Genomic DNA, 1759 nt, shown 5'->3' with positions numbered 1-1759 from the left:
TCATTTCAAAAGACCGTGTAATTGACTATATTTCAATAATTTCAAAGAACTATTTATCCACTTTTACGGGACAGTAGTGAACTGAGATACTTTTATGGCATCCATATCACAAGATAACTTTCCTGAAAGTTCAGACTTCATTGATTCTATGAGTTCATTCCATGTCGGAATTCCGGAATTTCTAGAAACTCCGGCACCAACAAATATAACCAATCGATTTTCTCGGCTAGCTTGTTGTATATGTAAAAGATTTGAAATTTGCTGCTTATCCATAATATTTTCTACTTTATTTTCTGTAAAACATCCCCGAACTTGGCATAATTGACTACCACACCATCATCAAGGTCGAAGCTGATGGCTTGTTCAGCCACTACCTGCAAACGTTCGTGATACTCACGGCACTCATCAAGTTGCTTCTGAAGCGTTTGGAGTTGCTTGCTTTCCTTGGTAGTCAGTTCTGCCCGACGCATATCGAGTTTTTTTATCTCCTGCTCCAAGTGTTCTATGAAAGGGAGGAGGTATTTGGCTCGGATACGTTCCACTGTATAGGCATTCATGCGATGCATATAAGCTATTACCTGGAAGGTACCTTTTTTGGATGCGAACAGCCAGTAAATCGGACGGTTCTGATACATCTTTTTATGGTCTTTCCAGAAGTCCTTCACGAAATATTGTTCCAATGTTTTACCCAAACATTGCTCCATGTAATTCAGATTCTCTACTTGCGTTTCTTCTCCAAATGCGATGCGAACAAAGTCTGCTATACGCAGAGGAGCATTGTCACTGAAACCACAGTCACTGTTCATCAAAGGCAGAATGCCGTCATCGTCTATTTCATACTTCCTGCCATGATAAGAGTAGGGGGCAATCTCTTCTGCAGTCGGTTCTGGATGTGCGATATGCAGTCCCGGTTTGTCCAAACGGTAACGCCCCATCATACATCCTACGGCATAACTGATGAGTTGTTTGATAATGACATCGTCGTTCCACTTCATTATCTTAGGCGCATTTTCACCTTCCTCAGATGGTACAAAGGAAATTTCACCTTGTTGTAGAATGGTGATTTCATCAATCGGCACGTCGGGTGTAAGTTCATCCTGCAGACCGTATATCTCAATAAACTGGCGGTTGAGTTCTTCCTCGTTCTCGTGCAATTGGTTGAACATTTGCTCCCACTTTTTCTTGTATTGCTCCATACGCCATTTCAGACTATCAGACTTTGGAGTAGCTAAATCAATGTAGATGTATTCACCTATTTCATTATTTTGTTGTTCAATTTTTTTGTTGATATGGGTGTTCTCATTTATAGTCAAAAGGGGATTGGCCTCAAAGTCCCATGAGCTCTCGTGGGAGTTCCAATCAGATTTGGAAATATAAATATTTTGCTTTACAACTTTATCTATATTGCTAATAGGTAAATATGGTATATTTCCAACAGAACCACTAAAAAGATTTATAGTTGGATTTATTATATTTGAGAATATGCTAATCAGTTTAGTATTTACGTATCCTAAAGTTTCTACGATATTTTTTGTATAAATATTACACGCTGCATGATCAAAAATAAATCCTTTGGGATAATATCGGAAAGCAATGCCAATATTAGAAGAAACAGAACTCCAAGAGATTGCTTCAAGATAATAATATTTAACGTGAGTTCGATATAAAATTAGAAAATAGACAGTTGTCCGTCATTGACAAAGTTTACATCAATGGCGGGCTTCTTTTCAAAAAAGCAATATGCTGCTATAGCCGACAA

2 protein-coding genes are annotated in these 1759 nt (G+C 38.3%); both read right to left on the bottom strand.

What is annotated here, in order from left to right; translation table 11 throughout:
- Positions 1–63 precede the first annotated feature (63 nt).
- Positions 64–273 carry a hypothetical protein gene (locus tag OCV81_RS17655; RefSeq protein ID WP_148331130.1) on the bottom strand — a complete coding sequence of 70 codons (210 nt, stop codon included), beginning with the start codon at positions 271–273 and terminating at the stop codon, positions 64–66.
- Between the two features lie 8 nt (positions 274–281).
- Positions 282–1166 carry a BREX-1 system adenine-specific DNA-methyltransferase PglX gene (locus OCV81_RS17650; RefSeq protein ID WP_148331129.1) on the bottom strand — a complete coding sequence of 295 codons (885 nt, stop codon included), beginning with the start codon at positions 1164–1166 and terminating at the stop codon, positions 282–284.
- Positions 1167–1759: the final 593 nt, after the last annotated feature.

Origin of the sequence: Phocaeicola fibrisolvens (genome assembly GCF_025567125.1) — a bacterium.
In the GTDB taxonomy this organism is placed as follows: Bacteria; Bacteroidota; Bacteroidia; order Bacteroidales; family Bacteroidaceae; genus Phocaeicola; species Phocaeicola fibrisolvens.
This window is presented reverse-complemented; position numbering and strand designations above follow the sequence as displayed.

Bases quoted from the DNA above. Each gene is read 5' to 3' on its own strand.
- OCV81_RS17655 (WP_148331130.1), bottom strand. From the start codon at position 273: ATGGATAAGCAGCAAATTTCAAATCTTTTACATATACAACAAGCTAGC.
- OCV81_RS17650 (WP_148331129.1), bottom strand. From the start codon at position 1,166: ATGTTCAACCAATTGCACGAGAACGAGGAAGAACTCAACCGCCAGTTT.